General features: G+C 40.2%; 16 protein-coding genes and 1 pseudogene. 12 read left to right on the top strand and 5 right to left on the bottom strand.

The window, feature by feature from the left end:
- Positions 1 to 115: transposase (locus H6G75_RS26440; protein WP_190982699.1), on the top strand; the 115-nt coding region annotated here is incomplete at its 5' end.
- 61 nt (positions 116 to 176) lie between these two features.
- On the opposite strand, the gene H6G75_RS26435 is transcribed toward H6G75_RS26440, so the two are convergent.
- The 3 genes from H6G75_RS26435 to H6G75_RS26425 form a co-directional block, all read right to left on the bottom strand.
- Positions 177 to 1478 carry a hypothetical protein gene (locus tag H6G75_RS26435; protein WP_190982886.1) on the bottom strand — a complete coding sequence of 434 codons (1302 nt, stop codon included), beginning with the start codon at positions 1476 to 1478 and terminating at the stop codon, positions 177 to 179.
- Positions 1479 to 1582: 104 nt separating this feature from the next.
- Entirely contained in the window at positions 1583 to 1864 is a 282-nt protein-coding gene (locus tag H6G75_RS26430; RefSeq protein WP_190982885.1) for a helix-turn-helix domain-containing protein, read from the bottom strand.
- Positions 1857 to 2168 (bottom strand): hypothetical protein, encoded by a 312-nt coding sequence (locus H6G75_RS26425; RefSeq protein ID WP_190982884.1) that lies wholly within the window; start codon positions 2166 to 2168, stop codon positions 1857 to 1859. Before H6G75_RS26425 ends, H6G75_RS26430 begins: the two co-directional genes overlap by 8 nt.
- Positions 2169 to 2266: 98 nt before the next feature.
- On the opposite strand from H6G75_RS26425, the gene H6G75_RS26420 reads away from it, so the two are divergent.
- The 4 genes and pseudogenes from H6G75_RS26420 to H6G75_RS33960 form a co-directional block, all read left to right on the top strand.
- Complete coding sequence (locus H6G75_RS26420) at positions 2267 to 2509, top strand: helix-turn-helix domain-containing protein (RefSeq protein ID WP_190982883.1); 243 nt, start codon at positions 2267 to 2269, stop codon at positions 2507 to 2509.
- Positions 2510 to 2660: 151 nt separating this feature from the next.
- Positions 2661 to 2888 (top strand): transposase, encoded by a 228-nt coding sequence (locus H6G75_RS33965; protein WP_397332774.1) that lies wholly within the window; start codon positions 2661 to 2663, stop codon positions 2886 to 2888.
- Entirely contained in the window at positions 2870 to 3004 is a 135-nt protein-coding gene (locus tag H6G75_RS33195; protein WP_242051649.1) for a transposase, read from the top strand. The genes H6G75_RS33965 and H6G75_RS33195 overlap by 19 nt, the downstream gene beginning before the upstream one ends.
- Before the next feature lie 12 nt (positions 3005 to 3016).
- A pseudogene (locus tag H6G75_RS33960) lies at positions 3017 to 3151 on the top strand (transposase); the annotation flags it as partial.
- Positions 3152 to 3432: 281 nt separating this feature from the next.
- Here the strand turns inward: H6G75_RS33960 and ruvC are convergent.
- A complete protein-coding gene (ruvC, locus tag H6G75_RS26410) occupies positions 3433 to 3924 on the bottom strand; it encodes a crossover junction endodeoxyribonuclease RuvC (protein ID WP_190982882.1) in 492 nt (163 codons plus the stop codon).
- A 282-nt stretch (positions 3925 to 4206) separates the two neighbouring features.
- Between ruvC and yvcK the strand changes: the two genes are divergently transcribed.
- Positions 4207 to 5577 carry a gluconeogenesis factor YvcK family protein gene (gene yvcK / locus H6G75_RS26405; RefSeq protein WP_190982881.1) on the top strand — a complete coding sequence of 457 codons (1371 nt, stop codon included), beginning with the start codon at positions 4207 to 4209 and terminating at the stop codon, positions 5575 to 5577.
- Positions 5578 to 5638: 61 nt separating this feature from the next.
- The gene (gene tsaE / locus H6G75_RS26400; RefSeq protein ID WP_190982880.1) at positions 5639 to 6094 is read left to right on the top strand and encodes a tRNA (adenosine(37)-N6)-threonylcarbamoyltransferase complex ATPase subunit type 1 TsaE; all 456 of its coding nucleotides are present in this window, start codon (positions 5639 to 5641) and stop codon (positions 6092 to 6094) included.
- A 1429-nt stretch (positions 6095 to 7523) separates the two neighbouring features.
- Here tsaE and H6G75_RS26395 read toward each other — a convergent pair.
- Positions 7524 to 8846, bottom strand: a complete 1323-nt coding sequence (locus tag H6G75_RS26395) for a dihydroorotase (protein WP_190982879.1) — start codon at positions 8844 to 8846, stop codon at positions 7524 to 7526.
- Between the two features lie 245 nt (positions 8847 to 9091).
- Between H6G75_RS26395 and lepB the strand changes: the two genes are divergently transcribed.
- From lepB to ldpA, 5 genes are all read left to right on the top strand, one after another.
- Positions 9092 to 9733 (top strand): signal peptidase I, encoded by a 642-nt coding sequence (gene lepB / locus H6G75_RS26390; protein ID WP_190982878.1) that lies wholly within the window; start codon positions 9092 to 9094, stop codon positions 9731 to 9733.
- 15 nt (positions 9734 to 9748) lie between these two features.
- Complete coding sequence (locus H6G75_RS26385; protein ID WP_190982877.1) at positions 9749 to 10546, top strand: MOSC domain-containing protein; 798 nt, start codon at positions 9749 to 9751, stop codon at positions 10544 to 10546.
- A gap of 361 nt (positions 10547 to 10907) precedes the next feature.
- Positions 10908 to 11042 (top strand): hypothetical protein, encoded by a 135-nt coding sequence (locus H6G75_RS33615; protein ID WP_277884109.1) that lies wholly within the window; start codon positions 10908 to 10910, stop codon positions 11040 to 11042.
- Positions 11043 to 11638: 596 nt separating this feature from the next.
- The gene (locus H6G75_RS26380) at positions 11639 to 13474 is read left to right on the top strand and encodes a GGDEF domain-containing response regulator (RefSeq protein WP_190982876.1); all 1836 of its coding nucleotides are present in this window, start codon (positions 11639 to 11641) and stop codon (positions 13472 to 13474) included.
- A 318-nt stretch (positions 13475 to 13792) separates the two neighbouring features.
- Entirely contained in the window at positions 13793 to 14953 is a 1161-nt protein-coding gene (gene ldpA / locus H6G75_RS26375; protein WP_190982875.1) for a circadian clock protein LdpA, read from the top strand.
- Positions 14954 to 14985: the final 32 nt, after the last annotated feature.

Raw genomic sequence — 14985 nt, 5'->3', positions numbered from 1 at the left:
AAACTTTTTTGCCAAACTCAAGCAATATCGAGGGATTGCGACGCGCTATGATAAACGCGCTACCAACTTTCTAGGTGCAATTTATCTTGTTGCTTCTATTATTTGGCTTAATTGATGACACGCCCTAATATTCGTCTAAGATAAGTAATTTAATTGTTTCATTACATCAAGAAAAGTTAAGTTAATTTTATACTCAGTGTTTGTTCAATGGATTTCAATGCTGATTGGATATCTGCACTCAGCGCATCAGCTTCAGCTTGAATTAAAGTTACACCCTTCCCAATTTCTGTCAGAGATTTTTTGATAGTTCTGATGCGTCCTAACGCAGTGCGAATTTGCTGAAGCTGTTGTTGAACAACACTCACATCTATTTTTGAATGAAAAGTACGCAATTGATTCACTCGTTGTTGAATCACTAGAAACCTGATGGCAATTATCAGAAATGGGTGCGTTGTAGCAATCCAGTAGCCACCTTCAGTCACACCCTCAGCCCAGTCACCAATTTCCTGCCCTAATCCCTCACGCGAATAACTCAAAAAAATTGCCGCATTTGCAGAACGCCGCACCATTGCTTGCTGTAAATGTTGAGCAATTGCTTGGCGACCAAATGGCTTTGACGGTCTGTTTCTTGCTTCAATTACAATTGATAGTTCTATTGCTGCCAGAGATTTGCTGGTCAGTTTCACAAGAATATCGCCAGTATCACCATCATTACCAATATGCTCTACCTCTATGCCATTAGACTTTGACCAATTTTGCAATTCCGCAACAACTAACTCTTCATAGCTAATGCCTTTTGCTGTGGTCTGTTGAAGTGTCTGTTTTGCCACCTGTTGGTCACGAATTTCTCTGGTGAGTTTTTCGACTTGTTCAGCCAGGGGTTTGATAGACTCAGCCACAACATTTCTCACCGCCACCGCTAAAGTACCGTTTTCTTTAGTGACATTTGCCAACGCTGCCTTGAATGCGCCTTGAATAGAATCTGAGCGTTTGGCATCTAACAAATTACGTAACGTTTGAAGGAATCGACCGACAACAGAAGTTTCTCTAGCTGGGTCTATATCCTCTGTCAGCAAGATGCTGACGTTGTTGAGTTTCTCTGTGAGAATCGCAGCAGTGTAGTGAATTTGGTTTTGCAACGGGGCTAGTAATTTTCCGTTATCTGTGCCAATTTGATTGACTAACTCTTGCTGGAAGGACTCAGCAATGACTTGGACTGCTTGCTGAAATTCCACCAAAAGTAATTCCATCTGCTGCTTAACTACTTCGTTGCTATGCCGAGCTTGAGTAGTTTGCAAGCACAGAAATCCCAATTCCAAAGCATCGAAACAAATTTCTTCGTATTCTGACTGGGGAAATTGTTTGAGGTAGCTGATGGCATTTGTGAGGGGTATTGCCATGCGATAAATCAGGACATGAGTGTCTGTAATTTCAATACTGGAGGGCTGATAGTAAGAGTCCTGAGTGGCGCGGTTCATGAATTAGTTGGTAGCTGGTGACAATATTCTGCACCCTACTACCTGCTTTTTATCTTGGTCAAGGAGATGGACAAAAGTTTTGTCAATTTGCAAAAACGCAGCGATTAATTTGGCGGTTGGGAATGATGCCACCCTTCCAATAAAGGTTGAATAACTTCAGCGTTGGTTAGTAAAAAATCAGCGACAGCCATAATTCTCTGGTAAGGTAATCCAGCAGCGCGACGGCTGGCTTGTCCACCTAGCCAGTGATATGTGGTGGATTTTGAGATGGAACAGATTTTGGCGAGTTCTTCATAACCTAATCCCCAACGGTAGCTAAAGTCTTGAGGAGACATGAACATTTGATTGTGCAGTTCTAGTAACTGCTGATGTTGAGCTTCAGGCATGATTGTCTCTAAGTCTTTCCAAGGATGGCTGGTCTAGGGGTTCGATGTCTTCCTCAAAGGCAAAATCGCAGAAGCATATTTCACGAGAAGGGCTGCGCTCATCTAAAAGAACTAAGTAGTGCAAGCCAGTGGCAATGCAACTAGCTTGTTGGGTGTAGATAACGCCAATAATGCGACCAAAGTCGCCATTGGGTACTTGAAACCATTGCACCCATTCACCAAGATGGAATCTTTGCTGGGGTAAGACTTGAGGAATTCGCTCTGGCAAAGCTATCGGTGGTATTGAAAGGGGAGTTTCAGGCATAAATATTTTTGCTTATTACTCTCTTATGTTATTTATACACTACAAAAAGTTATTTATAATCTATAGACAAGTTTCCTGCACTTTCTGAAGATTGTGCAGTGAGTGAAAATAATGAACTAGACATTAAACAACGCTTTGGCAAAGCGGTCAGGCGGCGTAGGCGTGAACTGGATTTATCACAAGAACAGCTTGCAGAACAGGCTGGGCTTCACCGTACTTATATTTCCAACCTGGAAAGAGGTGAGCTAAATCCTTCACTGGAAACCATTGAAAAGCTGGCAATGGCGCTAGATATCTCCATCCCATCGCTGTTTATTGAATACGGTGTTCAGATGGAATGAGTTTGGAAAAAATTATTGAGGTCTGAGGTTGCTACAAAATTACTAACCCAAGTGCCAGACTTTTCAGGAAATAATATTTTTAAACTGTTTAAAAAAAACATACAGGTATAGTCAACGAGATGAAGCTAGATGGGCAGAGTTCTTAGCGCAATTGGGTAACCTGAAAGCGTCTCATCTGGTATACGTTGATGAGTCTGGGATGGATGAACGCGACAACTACCGTTACGGATACTCCGTAGTTGAGCAACGCTTCTACGAACTCAAATCGGGTCGACGGCAGGGTCGCATCAATATGATTTCTGGGTATCGACAGGGGCAATTGATTGCGCCATTTGCGGTCGAAGGGCGTGTAACCGAACTGTGTTTGAGACTTGGCTAGAAACTTGTTTAATTCCGGTCTTGCGTCCGGGTGAGTCGGTGATTATAGATAATGCTCATACGATATTTCATCATGGTGGCTGCATTGCTTCATTAATTGAAGCCACAGGGTGCTAGGTTGTTTATCTCCCCCCTTACTTACCCAATCTCAATCGGATTGAAAAGTGTTGGGCATGGCTCAAAAGTAGGGTTCGTAAGTTGTTACTCAAATCTGATCATCTACGTGATGCAATAGAAACCGTTCTCAAGCAAGTAGTGTCCTAACTAATATGGCTATAGCTATACAAACTCTGATTCCTCTGAAACTGGGCAAAAACAATCAGTTTTAAAAATACCTTTTAGGTTTCCTCAATACCTTTGCCAAAATAAGAGCCTACAAAAATTTTGGCAAAGGTATTGCCTAACAATAAACTTTTTTTATTTCATTGCCGTTAGAGACGATATCCTAAATATTTTTACTCTGTGACAGTCAGTAAAGAACTTTACGAGTCAGTAAAGAACTTTACGAACTAGTAAAGTTCTTTATTGTTTGCGTACATGAATAATTACAACTGAAATGATGCTGTTAAAGCTACTGCTAAAGCATCTGCGGCATCGTCTGGTCTTGGGATTGTATCTAAATTCAACTCTCGCGCCACTGCTGCTTGCACATCAGATTTATCTGCATTGCCATAGCCTGTTAAAGCTTGTTTAATTTGTGCCGGGGTAAATTCTACATAAGGTAAGCGATGTTGTCCCAAAACTAACATGACAACGCCACGAGCTTGTGCTACAAGAATAGTGCTTGACATACGATAGAAGAACAGCTTTTCGATCGCAACCAAGTCTGGTTGCAATTCACTAATCAGGGTGTGCAAATCATCAAACAAGGTACACAGGCGCTGTCCCATTTCTGCATCTGCCGAGGTACTAATTACCCCAAAGTCAAGCATATCTACCGTTGCGTCTTGTACCTTGCTAGAGCCTTGTTTGCAAGTAATTACGCCAAATCCTAAAATGGCTAATCCAGGATCTAAACCTAAAATTCTTTTTTCCATTAAACTAACTTTGACCAAGCCAGGGTATTGTTTTACTGGGAAGACTGGCAACTTTGATGACTGGTTTTCTAGCTGTAGTCACAGAAGTTAGGACACTCGGAAAGCATGAATGTTAGGCATAGTAATACTATTACCTCCTGCTTACATTTGGCCTCTATCTCCTGTCTTCTGCTATAAGTCTCAAAGTACTGAAATACTTAATAATGACACACTTGGTGTTAAAACCAAGGAGTGTAAATTTTCATTTATTCATTTAGTTTTTAGCACTGCTTTCAATCAGGTATGTCAATTGGTTTTCTCAGACAAGCCCTCAACGCCCTGCAACAGCAGTCGCGCAGCCGCACATCTCATCGGGTTAACCAGTGGTTTAAGTGGTTATCTCCAGGGTTATCAGTAAAACGCTGGTTACTTATTAGCGTTGGCGGTGTATTTTTGGCGAGTTTGGGGTTAGCAATATGGGTGAAGTTGACCCCGATTTTTTTGCTGTTGGAGTTGTTGAGGAGTTTTCTGGGAGTAATTACCAACATCCTACCCAACTATATCAGCGGCCCTTTGGTGCTGCTGTGTGGCTTACTGTTGCTGCTTTGGGGACAAACTCGCACTGTGGGTTCCATTACTGCGGCTTTCAAACAACAAGGTGAAACAGAACTCATTGATGTTTTGTTAGCCCATCGCCGCTTGTATCGCGGGCCGAAAATTGTGGTTATTGGCGGTGGTACCGGACTTTCGACTTTGCTGCGGGGACTAAAAACTTATAGTGCTAATATTAGTGCGATCGTCACGGTTGCTGATGATGGTGGTTCTTCTGGGCGGTTGCGTCAAGAATTTGGTGTGCTACCACCGGGAGATATTCGCAATTGTTTAGCAGCCTTAGCAGATGAAGAAAAGCTGTTAACAGAATTGTTTCAATACCGCTTTCGGGCTGGCGATGGCTTGACTGGCCATAGTTTTGGTAACTTGTTCTTAACTGCCATGAGTGAGATTACTGGTGATTTAGAACGGGCTGTGGCGGCGAGTTCTAAAGTCTTGGCGGTGCGGGGACAAGTTTTGCCAGCAACTCTCACCGATGTGCGTCTGTGGGCAGAATTAGCCGATGGCCGCCGCATTGAAGGAGAATCTAATATTCCGAAAGCTGGTGGTAAAATTGTCAAACTTGGTTGCACACCTGCTAATCCACCAGCCTTACCCGCAGCCATTAAAGCGATTAAAGAAGCTGACTATATTATTATTGGGCCGGGTAGCCTTTATACCAGTTTGATTCCTAATTTACTAGTACCAGAAATTGCCAATGCGATCGCCTCCTCCAAAGCCCCTCGCATCTACATTTGCAATATTATGACCCAACCAGGAGAAACTGAGGGCTATACTGTTGCTGACCATATCAAAGCTATTGATGCAGCCTGTGGTCAAAGGCGATTATTTGATGCTGTTATGGTACACAAAAAATCTCCTTCTCCCCAATCCCTCATCCGTTATGCCCAACAAAATTCTCATCCAGTTTTCCTCGACAGAGAAGATGTATCTTTACTAGGGCGAAGAGTTGTTTTAGCAAATGTATTGTATGAAGATGAAACCGGTGTTGTCCGTCACAATCCCCAAAAATTAGCAAAAGTCTTGTTACGGTGGTACAGTGGCGCTCATCATGGCAAGTAAGAATTAGTCATTAGTTATATGTATACACTAATGACTAATGACCAATGACTAATGACCAAAAATGAAAATTGCTCTTGCAGATGTCCAAGCGACCCTTAATTTAGGTATCAAATTAGGTCAAACTTTGACTCCCGGTACTGTCATTTTATTAGAAGGCGACTTAGGTGCTGGTAAAACTACCTTGGTGCAAGGCATTGGTCAAGGTTTAGGAATTAGCGAATCAATTGTCAGCCCCACTTTCACTTTGATTAATGAATACACTCAAGGGCGTATACCCCTTTATCACCTCGACTTATATCGCTTAGAGCCATCAGAGGTGACAGGTTTAAACTTAGAAAGCTATTGGGAAGGAATCGAAATAGAACCTGGAATTGTAGCGATAGAGTGGGCAGAAAGAATGCCTTACCAGCCAGAGAGTTATCTGTGTGTGCGTTTAAGCTATGGTGAAAATGGTAATCGCCAAGCCGATATTACAGGATTACATTGCAACATCAGCGAATTAATTGCTAAAATCTAAATAATTTATTTAAATTTATTGATTAGACTATACAATTTTTCGTAGTTATGCAGCATGAAAGCAAAAAAAAATGGGTAGGTAGAAGTAGTGTAGAGAATCCCACCCAAAAGAAGTTTGAGCGGCAAAATTTGCCGCTCAGAATTCATAATTCATTGCTGTAGGTTGTGAGAGGGTTTTCTGGATGCGGTTCTACATAAATGAACTACAAGGACAACTGTCCAATCCAAAATTAGCCTCACATCGTGATGAGATGATAAAAATGTATCGATAGTCGAGGGCGGATTGTACACTCGTTCTATCTACCACTACCGCGTTCATCGAAGAAATTGACTAACATTACTGCCTTCATTATTCAAAAATCAATGGAATACTGTACAATAGGGGTTTTGGCCTTGATTGACATTTACTAGCGACTGCATTTAGCTAATTTTTGGTGTATGCTCGCAGACAATATTGCCGTAAGTGTCGATAAATCTTGAGTCAAAGCTTTTGAATGAAACAATCCTTTGGAGAGTGATATCTAACAAGCTGCCAGATTTTTGAGTGCGGACACTCAAGGGTAATTACATTCAAATAAGAAGTGACTTTAATTTGTTGTTTAGAGAATCATCTTGGTGAGAAGGCTCATTTACAGATGAGTTTTAGTTAGCCAGTCAGTACTGGGATGTATTACTTGTTTTCTGTTTCTCTTCGTACCTGCCTTTGATTAACTAAGTAAATTGTTTCTTTTAGTGTGTTTAATTAGGATGCTAGTTTTTTGAGACTAACTCCGTTTTCGTTGCTAATGCTGGCTTTTATAGCACCAACTGCTGAGAAAAAATCAATCAGAAGTGTAAAAAATAGGTTTTAAGGTCGTCCAAATTAAGTGCATATAAAATTTATATATGTATAAAACTGAGTTTTCACAGAAATTTGCCCGTTTACTTAACCCTATTAATTCTCTTCGTTTTTGAGTTGAAAAATCCGGATAGTTAAACACAAAAGACTAGTTGAGAAAGGTTAAAAGATTTACGATCGCAATAGTCATCCTGTCATCTATCCATTGACCTAGTATTCCCAAGTTAAAAACAGAATCTGCAATCAAAAAGTAACTAATGATTAAGTTATGAGATAAATTAATTTGAATAAGTGTTCTTTAAAAGAAAATCTTATGCTCATACTGATATATCTTCCAAAAGCCCAAACATTTTTAACCAAGTACCATAGTATTTATACGATTTTAACTCGTATAAACACTCAACTTTTCGCTCCCAAATTTGGAAGCTAGTGTTTATACGTAGTTGCGCTATTGAAAAGAAGTCAAAAGTAAAAAAACCAAAAGTCAAAAGTATTCTTGATTTTTGACTTTTAACTTTTGCCTTTTGACTTACAGCTACCCGGTTGGGACAGGGTGAGAATCTTTAACTCAACACTCAGCACTACTGAATGTTCATGAAGAGAAAGTTAAAGCTTGACCTCGCACGTCAGTATTAACGCGATTTTGTTCATAGACAATTTGTCCACCCACAATTGTGATCACAGGCCAGCCTGTGAGATTCCAACCTTCAAACGGACTCCAACCACATTTAGTTAACAAATCTTCCCGGCGGACTGGACTGTAATTATCCAAGTCTACCAAGACTAAATCAGCATCGTAACCAGGTGCGATCGCTCCTTTGTTGGGAATTTTATAACCTTGTGCCACTGCATAAGACATCCAGTTGGCAACTTGCGCCACAGTACATTTGCCTTGCATTGCCGCAGTTAACATCAACGGTAAAGAAGTCTCGACACCAGGCATTCCCGAAGGTGTATTTGGGTATTCTTGGGCTTTTTCTGCCAAGGTGTGGGGGGCATGGTCGGTAGCGATAAAATCAATCACACCATCCCGTAAAGCTTGCCAGAGAACTTCGTTATCGTGGGGCGATCGCAACGGCGGATTCATTTGCGCTAAAGTGCCAATATCTTGATAAGCACTACTATTTAATAACAAATGCTGTGGTGTCACCTCAGCCGTTACCCAACTCGGTTTGTCTTGACGTAACAACTCAGCTTCTTCGGCTGTGGACATGTGTAAAATATGTAGCCGCCGCTGATATTTTTTAGAAAGATTTAAGGCTTTTTGGGTGGCTAACAGCGCCGCTTGATTATCTTGGATTTGGGAGTGAATGGCTGGGTCATGAATACCAGCAAACTCTTGCCTGCGTTGATTAATGCGTTCTTGGTCTTCAGCATGAACCGCAATTAAGCGATCGCCCTGGGCGAAAATTGTTTCCAGAACAGTATCTTGGTCAACCAGTAACTGACCGTGCATCGACCCCATGAAAACTTTAATGCCGCATGTCGGTTGGGCTGTGAGTAAATCTGGCAAAACTTCTGCGGTTGCGCCAATAAAAAAGCCATAATTCACCACACACTTACTAGCCGCCCGTTGGAGTTTATCATCTAATGCCGCTTGAGTAGTAGTCAGGGGGCGGGTATTAGGCATTTCTAAAAACGAAGTCACACCACCCTTAGCACAGGCACAACTAGCGGTAAATAAATCTTCTTTATGTTCTAGTCCTGGTTCCCGAAAATGCACTTGCGGGTCGATAACTCCTGGCAACAAAGTTAACCCTTGTGCGTCAATCTCTTTGGTGACAATGGTACCAGCAATCTCCGGTGCCACTTCTTGGATGAGGCGATCGCGTATAAGTACATCCCCAACCATGAATTCCCCATTGGGTAGGACAATGCGAGCGCGGCGAATTAGTAAACTTTCTGAAGATGACATGGAGCTAAAAAATTTGAAGGAAAGGAGTTATGTGTGACTGCAAATTTTGATTTTAGGTTAAAATTGCTTGCCCTTTCTATAATCAATTTTTGCAGCTGATTCAAAAAAAGTTTATTTTTAACTTATAAATCTGTCTGTAAAGATGCTAAAACTCACCTAGAGAACTTAATTTTCTCGTTAAAATTAACAGATAGACTTTCCCTGAGCTAGTTAATTTCTACACTTTTCCTTACTTCAGTACTTTCATGCAAAATCAAGTGTCTGATCAAAATTCTAGTCAAAAACCCGATAATTCCTGGATTGCCGAACTGGGTAGAACAGTTGTATTAAGTATCGTTCTTGCCCTAGGGATTCGTACTTTTGTTGCTGAAGCCCGCTGGATTCCTTCTGGTTCAATGGAACCAACTTTACATGGCACTCAAAACCAGTGGGAAGCAGACAAGATTATTGTTGATAAGTTGAAGTATAAGTTTGCCAACCCCCAACGGGGAGATATTGTGGTTTTTTCACCCACTGACGAACTCAAGCGTGAACAATATCAAGATGCGTTTATTAAACGTGTCATTGGCTTACCAGGAGAAACAGTAGAACTGCGTGATGGTAAAGTCTACATTAATAACAAACCCCTGGATGAAGAGACTTATTTAAGTTCTAGCCAGAGTACAGTGGTTGATGTTTGCACCTCTGGACAGCAACCAGCCTTTTTAGCAAAACCACAGACAATACCGCCAAATTCCTACCTAGTATTAGGTGACAACCGGAACAGCAGTTACGATAGTCGTTGTTGGGGTGTTGTACCCCGCGAAAATATTATCGGTCGGGCTGTACTGCGCTTTTGGCCATTAAACCATGTTGGTGGCATTGATAAATCACCCTTATACCCCTAACCAAGTCATCTGGAAATGCCGTACCTAGCCAAAATCTTAATTTACCCAATTAAGTCACTAGATGGGGTAGAAGTGGCACAAGCCGAGGTTTTGTCTAGTGGCGCATTGAAAGGCGATCGCGAGTTCGCTATTTTTGATGCACAAGGTAAATTTGTTAATGGTAAGCGTCATCCCAAAATTCATTTACTGCGAGCGGTTTATCCAAACACCTCTGACAATCAAACAGTCTCTCTGAAAATCCCTGACCAGGATTCATCATTAGTTTTTAATTTAAATACAGACAGAGAAAAATTAACCGCAGCTTTAAGTGATTTTTTTGGGTTTTCTCTTACCATCATCCAAAACTCACTTATGGGTTTTCCTGATGATACAGATTCTCCTGGCCCAACAATAATTAGTACAGCAACTTTAACCGAAGTTGCTTCATGGTTTCCGGGTGTCACTGTCGATGAAATGCGTCGTCGGATACGTGCCAACATTGAAATCGCAGGTGTGCCACCTTTTTGGGAAGATCATCTATTTAGTGAACCAGATAAATTAGTAGCCTTTCGAGTGGGAAATGTGCGGTTTTTCGGAGTCAACCCATGCCAGCGTTGTGTAGTGCCAACAAAGCATCCAGACTCAGCCTTGGTTTACCCCAATTTCCAAAAAATATTTATCCAAAAGCGACAAGCAACATTACCAAACTCAATCAATTTATCCCACTTTAATCATTTTTATCGGTTGAGTGTAAATACCAGATTACCAACATCAGAATCTGGAGAATTATTACAAATTGGTGATGAAATCGAAATTATCTCTGATATTAATTAATAAAATTTAAAATATTAAACTTAAATTTTATTAATATAAATAATTGAATGACTGTTAGGTTATTATGCAATTGTGTTAAAAAAATTTGAATATTGAGGGACTTGCAGAAAATAAAACATCCAATTTCCTAAAAAAACTTTTTGTTTTTCCCTTTGCCCTTAGCCTAAACAGTGACTGTATATCTTTTTTGTTGGCAGTCACTTATTATCAGGCTTTTAGCTGCAAGTGCGATGCTTGTAACCTTTTTACTGGCAATATCTCAATTCAAATTTGCTCCCAAAGACTTGAGTAAATAAGTGTTCATCTATTTTTGATTTTGGCTAAACAGTACCTTTAATATATCAGCAAGCTAGATAAAGTAATGCCAAATTCCAAGATGATTGCAATAGATGAATTACCCAAAAGCTTACCAGTCAATCATGACAAAATTTACAATCCCAAACTCCACAATATTCTAAATTCTGATGCCGTCACCAAGTTTCGTGGCTTAGTATAATCATAAATCTGCTTATTTTATATATGCGTAGAACTTGGCAAAAGTAAATCTTTATACTAAAAATAGTAATATCCTTTATAGGTTTGAACTTAGCAAATAGTAATAACCCGGAGCAAAACATGTATCTGATATTGCTTGAGTTATCCACAATCAGAGCTAGGGAAACATCTAATAACCATGATATCTAAACTTCATCTGGCTCAATCGTTTCACCGCCTCATTACCAATGTTTATGCCAAGATACCTGTGAGATTAGTTATAATTAAGCCCTTTATCTGGCAAATGAGAGTCGTGATGAGTCTGTTGGTTTATCTTTCTTTCATTACAAAATAAAATACAGCGGTAACACAGCTCTTAGCCCAGTTAGAAAACTCAGTATTACTGAATTTCCAGATGATTTTTATCGAACAGGCAAGATGCCTATTTCATCACGGTGTCCAAGTGATCTTACAAATGCAAGGCAGAAAATCAAATCTGCGCTCCCAGGAAAAAATATTTTAAGGATAAGATTACAATCAAATGTGCCGGGTTTTAAACAATTTAGATAATAAATATCAGTTCAAGAAAATTAGGGAATTGAATAGCAGCAAGATGTAATGAACCACCAGCAGTTAGACCCGGATAAAAAAGATATCTTAATAATTGACGACAAGGCAGATAACTTGAGAGTTTTATCCTCCCTACTGGCTAGAAAAGGATACAACGTCCGTAAAGCGTTAAACTGGCAAATGGCTTTAACTGCTTGTCAAACTGTTTTACCGGATCTAATTTTACTTGATATTATGATGCCAGAAATTGACGGCTATGAAGTTTGTCGGCGGTTTAAGAGTTGGGATTTAACCGCAGATATTCCCGTAATTTTTATTAGTGCTTTAGATGATGTTTTCGATAAAATTAAAGGTTTTAGATTAGGGGGAGTGGACTATATTACTAAACCCTTTGAGTTTGAAGAGGTTGTAGTGCGTGTCCAAAATCAACTCGAACTAAGACAAGCAAGATTAGAAATTTTAAGACTGAATACAGAACTAGAACAAAGAGTTAAGTCTCGGACTTGGGAGTTAGAAAATGCTTTGCAAAAACTGCAACGAGAGATTGTTTCTCGGCAACAATTGCAAGATAAATTACTGGATATAGTTCTACATGACGCACTTACAGGATTACCAAACCGAGTTTTATTTTTAAGACAACTAGGAAAAGCTCTTAACCTGGCTAGAGAAGATCAAAACTATCATTTTGCTGTCCTATATTTAGATTGCGATCGCTTCAAAGTTGTCAATGATTCTCTCGGCCATCTAGTGGGAGATGAATTACTGATTGCGATCGCTCATCGCCTGCAATCATGCCTGAATCCTGGTGATACCCTAGCACGACTAGGCGGTGATGAATTTGGAATTCTTCTGGAAAATATTTCAGACGTTAATTCTGCTATTCAAGTTGCCGAACTCATGCTAAAAGAACTATCCATGACATTTAAATTGTCTAGATATGAAGTATTCATGAATGCTAGTATCGGCATTAATTGGGGTTGTAAAGATTACGAAAAACCAGAGTATTTATTACGCGATGCTGACACCGCAATGTATCGTGCCAAAGCTCAAGGAAAAGCCCGTTATAAAGTCTTTGACCCAGCAATGTATCAAGAAGCAATTCAACTGTTAGAAATTGAAAATGATCTGCGGCGAGCAATTGAAAGAGGCGAACTGATTATTAACTATCAACCAATTATTGCATTAAGTACTGGTCAAATTGCTGGATTTGAAGCATTAGTGCGTTGGCAACATCCTGTTAGGGGTTTAATGGCTCCTACAGAGTTTATTCCTATAGCAGAAGAAACAGGTTTAATTAACGACCTTGATATTTGGGTTTTGCAATCAGCTTGTCAGCAATTACGGATGTGGCAAGAGCATCCAGATATTCCTAAAAACTTAACCATGAGTGTTAATTTAAGTGCGCGTCTTTTTACCCAGTCCAACTTAATTACACAAATTGACCAAATTATTCATGACACAAAAGTTAATCCAAAAAATCTAGAATTAGAAATTACTGAAAGTGTGATTATGGAAAACACTCATGTTGTGAGAAGCATTATTGAAGAAATTAAACAGCGTAACATCAAATTAGTAATGGATGATTTTGGTACTGGCTATTCTTCTCTCAGTTATATCCACAGTTTGCCTTTAGATTCATTGAAAATTGATAAGTCATTTATTACCAGAATGCAGTTTTATCAAGATAATCTGGGACTGGTACCAACAATAATTAGTATTGCTAAATCAATGAGTATGACTGTGATTGCTGAAGGTGTGGAAACCCAAGAACAAATAGTAAAATTAAGAAGTTTAAACTGTGACTTTGCTCAAGGTTTTCTGTTTTCTCAACCTTTAAACCCAGAAGCAGTAGTTGACTTTATTACATCTATACCTCAGTGGTAAAGATAGAATCTTTATACTTTATGTTAAAGACAATAGGGAACAGCAGAGCAGTATTTAAACACCTGCCAACGCAGTCGAAAATTTTTTCCTCCTCTCTACTCCCTAATCAAAACATATCTGAGTAATAAAAATTACATGATTTAAAATATAAAGAATATATCGATTTGTTCTCGGTAACACGAGAATTCCTTGCAGCATTTGATTGACATTACCTGTCAAAAGTGAGAGTCTGGTTACTCAGAAAGTCAAAATAGTGTCAAAAAAAATTTTATTGATTAAAGACTACTATTTTCAGTTACATAAAAGCATAATAGAGATGTGACTGATTTGTTTGCCCCTTTACATTCCCTGGAAAACGGTCGCTGGTTCAAGCTCATTTGTGGAGCCAGCTACCAACATCTGCCAGCAGTCAGAAGTTTAACTTTAGCCTACACTTTGGCGGGCACTGACTGTATAGATGTGGCTGCTGATCCGGCGGTGATAGCAGCAGCTAAAGCCGGATTGCAAGCAGCTAAAAACCTGACAAGAGAAGCCCAAGAACGAGGTTTCAACTATCAAGGGAGTTCGCCTTTGTTAATGGTGAGTTTGAATGATGGTGAAGATCCCCATTTTCGCAAAGCCGAGTTTGATGCCGTTCATTGTCCCTCTGACTGTCCTAGACCATGTGAGCGAGTTTGTCCAGCACAGGCGATCGCATTTAACCGGAAACCAGATAATTTTTCCGGGGTTGAATCTCAGAAATGTTACGGTTGTGGTCGTTGCATCCCATTATGCCCTTACGATATAATTTATACTAGATCATATATGTCAACACCAGAGGCGATCGCGCCAATGGTAATTTCCACAGGAGTAAATGCCGTAGAAATTCATACACAAGTCGGCAGATTAGTAGAATTTCAAAAATTATGGCAAGCAATTTCACCTTGGGCTGAACAACTTCAGTTATTGGCTATCAGTTGTCCTGATGGCGAAGGCATGATTGATTACTTAAAAGCAATTTATGACCTAATTATCCCGCGTCCTCATACCTTAATTTGGCAAACCGATGGTCGTCCGATGAGTGGTGATATTGGAGATGGTACCACTACGGCGGCAGTCAAATTGGGACAAAAAGTTTTGGCAGCCAACCTACCCGGATATGTGCAGTTAGCAGGTGGCACAAATAGCTACACCGTTGCTAAGTTAAAGGCAATGGGACTACTTAAGGAAGCAGGGGAGCAGGGAGCAGGGAGTAAGGGAGAAGAATTTTCCCCTCTGCCCCCCGCCCCCTGCCCCTCTGCCTCAATTGCAGGAGTCGCCTACGGAAGCTATGCCCGTGTATTGCTGTCGCCAATTCTCGAACAGTTGGAGAATAAGGAGGTGAGTCACACCAGTGTTAAAGGGAATGTCCGCCTGGAATCAGAACCAGACTTATTGTGGGAAGCTGTAGGGCTTGCCCATTCTCTCGTTTCCCAGATCAAGTCACAGCAAGAGCGATAATCGCTCGTTCGTTATCTCTCAAAACGTCACCA

It is taken from the genome of Nostoc sp. FACHB-280 (assembly GCF_014697615.1).
Classification (GTDB): Bacteria; Cyanobacteriota; Cyanobacteriia; order Cyanobacteriales; family Nostocaceae; genus Nostoc_B.
The sequence above is the reverse complement of the archived record's forward strand: the minus strand, read 5'-3'. Positions and strand labels throughout refer to the sequence as shown.

What these genes read in the sequence shown, in the direction of transcription:
- H6G75_RS26435 (WP_190982886.1), bottom strand. Translation starts at nt 1,478, where the DNA reads ATGAACCGCGCCACTCAGGACTCTTACTATCAGCCCTCCAGTATTGAA.
- H6G75_RS26430 (WP_190982885.1), bottom strand. Translation starts at nt 1,864, where the DNA reads ATGCCTGAAGCTCAACATCAGCAGTTACTAGAACTGCACAATCAAATG.
- H6G75_RS26425 (WP_190982884.1), bottom strand. Translation starts at nt 2,168, where the DNA reads ATGCCTGAAACTCCCCTTTCAATACCACCGATAGCTTTGCCAGAGCGA.
- ruvC (WP_190982882.1), bottom strand. Translation starts at nt 3,924, where the DNA reads ATGGAAAAAAGAATTTTAGGTTTAGATCCTGGATTAGCCATTTTAGGA.
- yvcK (WP_190982881.1), top strand. Translation starts at nt 4,207, where the DNA reads ATGTCAATTGGTTTTCTCAGACAAGCCCTCAACGCCCTGCAACAGCAG.
- tsaE (WP_190982880.1), top strand. Translation starts at nt 5,639, where the DNA reads ATGAAAATTGCTCTTGCAGATGTCCAAGCGACCCTTAATTTAGGTATC.
- H6G75_RS26395 (WP_190982879.1), bottom strand. Translation starts at nt 8,846, where the DNA reads ATGTCATCTTCAGAAAGTTTACTAATTCGCCGCGCTCGCATTGTCCTA.
- lepB (WP_190982878.1), top strand. Translation starts at nt 9,092, where the DNA reads ATGCAAAATCAAGTGTCTGATCAAAATTCTAGTCAAAAACCCGATAAT.
- H6G75_RS26385 (WP_190982877.1), top strand. Translation starts at nt 9,749, where the DNA reads ATGCCGTACCTAGCCAAAATCTTAATTTACCCAATTAAGTCACTAGAT.
- H6G75_RS33615 (WP_277884109.1), top strand. Translation starts at nt 10,908, where the DNA reads ATGCCAAATTCCAAGATGATTGCAATAGATGAATTACCCAAAAGCTTA.
- H6G75_RS26380 (WP_190982876.1), top strand. Translation starts at nt 11,639, where the DNA reads ATGAACCACCAGCAGTTAGACCCGGATAAAAAAGATATCTTAATAATT.